The sequence below is a fragment of the Acidimicrobiia bacterium genome (assembly GCA_016650365.1).
Classification (GTDB): Bacteria; Actinomycetota; Acidimicrobiia; order Spongiisociales; family JAENVV01; genus JAENVV01.
In genome coordinates this window covers 1-3,302 of sequence record JAENVV010000213.1, presented here as the reverse complement: position 1 = coordinate 3,302, position 3,302 = coordinate 1, and the positions used below count along the sequence as shown (strand labels likewise).

3 protein-coding genes are annotated in these 3,302 nt (G+C 62.0%); 1 reads left to right on the top strand and 2 read right to left on the bottom strand.

Annotation, left to right across the window (positions count from 1 at the left end):
* The first annotated feature begins 314 nt into the window (after positions 1 to 314).
* Positions 315 to 1,925, top strand: coding sequence for a hypothetical protein (locus JJE47_12895; protein ID MBK5268322.1), 1,611 nt, complete (start codon positions 315 to 317; stop codon positions 1,923 to 1,925).
* Positions 1,926 to 1,998: 73 nt separating this feature from the next.
* On the opposite strand, the gene mnmA is transcribed toward JJE47_12895, so the two are convergent.
* Together mnmA and JJE47_12885 are read right to left on the bottom strand one after the other, a co-directional pair.
* Positions 1,999 to 3,054: a tRNA 2-thiouridine(34) synthase MnmA gene (gene mnmA / locus JJE47_12890; protein ID MBK5268321.1), complete on the bottom strand. Its 1,056-nt coding sequence runs from the start codon at positions 3,052 to 3,054 to the stop codon at positions 1,999 to 2,001.
* Positions 3,051 to 3,302 (bottom strand): cysteine desulfurase NifS (locus JJE47_12885; protein MBK5268320.1); only part of this gene is annotated, 252 nt, incomplete at its 5' end. The genes mnmA and JJE47_12885, both read right to left, overlap by 4 nt.

Sequence of the window (3,302 nt, the reverse complement as noted above, 5' to 3'; positions counted from 1 at the left end):
TTGACCACCATCGACCAGCGTGGCGCCGATCAGGCGGCGAGCGCCGTCTCGCTCTTGCTCGAACGATTCGCAGGCCGGACCGAGCCGAAACGCATCGTCGTCGAACCAAATCTGGTTCGACGGTCGACGACCGCCATGGCCCGCTGAACGCCCGGTCCCCGCTTCCGTGGAACGAGTGTGCATACGAATTGCCATAGCGCGTCTGGTTGCCCACTCGTTTCAACGCGGACCGGGCGTTTAAAGACGAGTGTGCCTACGGTTCGTAATAGCCGACTCGTTAAGCACGCTCGACGAATCGAAGTACGCTTACGGCGATGGAGACGCCCGACGAACCGACTCCAAAAGTCCGCCCCCTCGACGAGGAGACTCCCCCACCAGCGCCAGGTCGCCGAACCGTCGTCGGTGTGGTCATGGTCATAGCTATCGGCGGTGCCATCTTCCTGGCAACGGGTCCAACGCAATTGCCCCCGCAAGGTATCGCTCTGCCATCACTTCCAGCCACTTCGTCGACGACACCGACTTCCCTCCCGCTCGCCGGAAACCCGGACGTGCCCTCTCTCGTCGTGCCAGGTGATGACTTTGTTCTGAGCGCGAGGATGGCCCAGCTTTTAGATGACGCCAATGCGATCTGGGATGCACTGCCCCAAGCCGACGGCGAATTCGTGGCCGTCGTCGGAGCCCCGATCGGCACCGATTTGGTACAAGTGACCCGCGACAGCGCTCAACTCCAGCTCGATCGAAAGACCCTGAATTGGCGGTCGATTGCTTTTGATCAGTCCGGCCAATATCTGGCCTACACAGCGGACTCGCCAATCAGCGACGGCCCGGCGCTATACGTTGAGTCCGCCACGTCGGTGCCAGTCATGGACTGGGTCGGTTCCTTCGCCTGGCACGCAACGATCCCCGGGCGTATCGCCTGGCAGCAGCTCGCTACAGAGGATTTGTGCTGGGCCGACGTTGGTGGCCCAGAGGAACCCAAGTCTCCACTGTGCGTTCCCGGCCCGGCATTCGGCACTCGACTCGTCGAGTTCGACAACGAAGGGTTCATAGGAATCGACGGCGTCGGGCAGGCCGTCAGTCGCTACGGGTTCGATGGCCAACGAGTTGGTTCTGTTTCAGGTGAGTACGCATGGCCGCTCCCTAGCGGTGACCTGCTCGTCGCCGAACGGGACCTCGTCAACGACCGCACCATCTTTACCTACGTCGACGGCCAATTCGCCAATCCGATCACACTGGACTGGGCTCCCACGATCAGGACAGATGAACCGGTGCTCGTGGCCGTTTCACCTTCCATGGCCTATCCCGAGATCGCGTTCATAACCTGGCAGAACCGAGAGCCCCAGCTTCAGGTGTTCGACAACGACGGCACGTTGACGCGCACCGTCGCATTAGGAGGCTGGGTGACCGACATCAGGTGGGATTCAACCGGCCGCTACCTCTTGATGCCGGGAGCGTTTGAGACCGAACAAGTGTTGTACGTCTACGACTACTCCACCTCGTCCCTGGTGACGTTGTCATTCGGAGGATGGGTTCAGAAAGCAGTGCTCGTGACCCCAGTGTTATGCGAGGACGCCAACCACGTAGCAGTTACACTCGCCAGCCGCCTGCCTCCTGAGGTCACGCTGCAATCCGCCCAGTTATTGAAGTCCCGAGACGCCAACCTGCTCGCCTTCTCCTTCTTGTCAGCTCTGGTCAGCGGCGGACCAGGGAACGGAGAGGTTGCGACCTGGGCGTTGCCGGGTTACTCGCCGACCGCTGATGACGACGCACCCGATCGGATGGTGGCCATCAACGAACCCGCCCAATGGCTAAACATCGACACCATGGACGATGTATTCGAAATCGACGACTGGATGAGGGTCGACGGAGCAATCGGTAGCCAGCTGTGCATAACCGGACCCCCGGACGGACCCACTCTTCCGTAGCGTGCCTCAAACGAGTGTGCATACGAATTGGATAGTCGAACTTGGATGCACACTCGTCCAAGGAAGAGGGCCGTCAGGCGACGATGATGCCCGACCCGACCACCTCGTCACCGTCATACAACGCGGCCGTCTGCCCGGTAGCGATGCCGTACTGGGTGCGATCGAAATGCACGAGCACCTGATCATCCTCCATCGCGAACACGGCCGGGTTGGCTTCGCCGTGGGCGCGATATTGCACGGTGACGGCGGGGCGATCGGGCGGGTCGCCGGTCACCCAGGTGACCTGATCGAGCACGATTGAACGCACTGCCAGATCGGATCGTTGACCGATCACGACCGTTGACGACTCGGGCTTGACCTCGACGACGTAGCGGGGCTCGCCGAACGTGACGCCGAGACCTTTGCGCTGGCCGACCGTGAAGTTGATGATGCCCTCGTGCTCGCCGACCACGTTGCCGGCCGTGTCGACCATAACCCCGGGACGCTCCGCCTCATCCGAATGCTTGCGGACAAAGTCCCGATAATCACCGTCACCCACGAAACAGATGTCCTGGCTGTCGGGCTTGGCGGCCGTCCGTAATCCCAACCCGGCGGCGATCTCCCGGGTCTCGGCCTTGGTCTGGACCCCAACCGGGAACTGAACTTGTTCTAGTTCTTGCTGGCCGAGCATCGCCAAGACGTACGACTGATCCTTATCGGCATCGACCCCACGGGCCAAACGCCAGAACCCGTCCCTATACGTATTCTGGGCGTAGTGACCGGTCACGACGAGGTCGCAGTTGAACTCCCCCGCCTGGTCAAGCAGGTGGTCGAACTTCACCGTCCGGTTGCATTCGATGCACGGGTTGGGGGTCCGTCCATGGAGGTAGTCATCGAGGAACCGGTCGACGACCCCGGTCTTGAAGCGGTCGGTGTAGTTGAGCACGTAATACGGAATATCGAGTTGGGCAGCGACCCGTCGGGCATCCTCGGAGTCCGACACCGTGCAACAGCCGGCGGTTGGCATAGCGCCGCCTGGGCCTTCCCATAACTTGAGGGTGACCCCGATGACGTCATGTCCGGCTTCGACCATCATGGCCGCCGCCACCGACGAGTCGACGCCCCCCGACATGGCGACCAGCACCTTCACGAAAGCACCCCGGCTACCAGTTCGGCTCCCCGCACCCCGTCGCCCGGTTCGGTGGTCCATCCGAACGAAAACCGCAGGCATTCGGCCGCCTCGGCCGGGGACATCCCCATGGCGGTCAGCACATGCGAAGGCGTCACCGCTCCCGACTGACAAGCCGACCCGGCCGAACCGGCCACGCCGCCCTGATCGAGTTGGATGAGCATCGTTTCGTTGATCTTCTCTGGGAACCGCAGGTGGGCGTGCTGTGG

Bases quoted from the DNA above. Each gene is read 5' to 3' on its own strand.
- JJE47_12895 (MBK5268322.1), top strand. From the start codon at position 315: ATGGAGACGCCCGACGAACCGACTCCAAAAGTCCGCCCCCTCGACGAG.